Annotated in this window: 1 protein-coding gene; it reads right to left on the reverse strand. The window is 70.4% G+C overall.

The features are described 5' to 3' along the window. Positions 1 to 830, reverse strand: an 830-nt coding sequence (locus tag CAG31_RS27990; RefSeq protein ID WP_176244813.1) for an aromatic amino acid lyase, incomplete at both ends; no start/stop codon positions are given.

The following is an 830-nucleotide window of genomic DNA, read 5'->3' on the forward strand; positions in this document are numbered from 1 at the left end:
AAGAAACGGTCCTTCTCGTAGAACGGCACCTCGGCGCGCAGGGCCGCGCGGGCCTGCTCCAGCGCCGGCGAGCTCTTCAGGCCGTCGCGCAGATCCAACCCCTGGGCCGCCGCCAGCCATTCCACCGCGAGGATCCCCCGGGTGTTCTCGGCCATTTCCCACAGGCGCTTGCCGGCGGCCGGGGCCATGGAGACGTGGTCTTCCTGGTTGGCGGAAGTCGGCAGGCTGTCCACCGAGTGCGGATGGGCCAGCGCCTTGTTCTCGCTGGCCAGCGCCGCGGCCGTCACCTGGGCGATCATGAAGCCGGAGTTCACCCCGCCGTTGGCCACCAGGAACGGCGGCAGCTGCGACATGTGCTTGTCCATCATCAGCGAGATGCGCCGCTCGCTCAGGGAGCCGATCTCGGCGATGGCCAGGGCCATGTTGTCGGCGGCCATGGCCACCGGCTCGGCGTGGAAGTTGCCGCCGGAGATCACGTCGCCCTCGGCGGCGAACACCAGCGGGTTGTCGGATACGGCGTTGGCCTCCACCGCCAGCACCTCGGCGGCCTGGCGGAACTGGGTCAGGCACGCGCCCATGACCTGCGGCTGGCAGCGCAGGGAGTACGGATCCTGCACCTTCTCGCAGTTCTGGTGCGAGTCGGACACCTCGCTGCGCTCGCCCAGCAGGTGGCGGTAAGCAGCAGCCGCATCGATCTGGCCTTTCTGGCCACGGGCGGCGTGGATGCGCGCGTCGAACGGCGAACGCGAGCCGAGCACCGCCTCGACGGTCAGGCCGCCCACGGCCAGCGCGCCGGCGAACAGGTCCTCGCCCTCGAACAGCCCGCGCAA

The sequence above is a fragment of the Pseudomonas sp. R25(2017) genome (genome assembly GCF_002112565.1).
Classification (GTDB): Bacteria; Pseudomonadota; Gammaproteobacteria; order Pseudomonadales; family Pseudomonadaceae; genus Aquipseudomonas; species Aquipseudomonas ekonensis.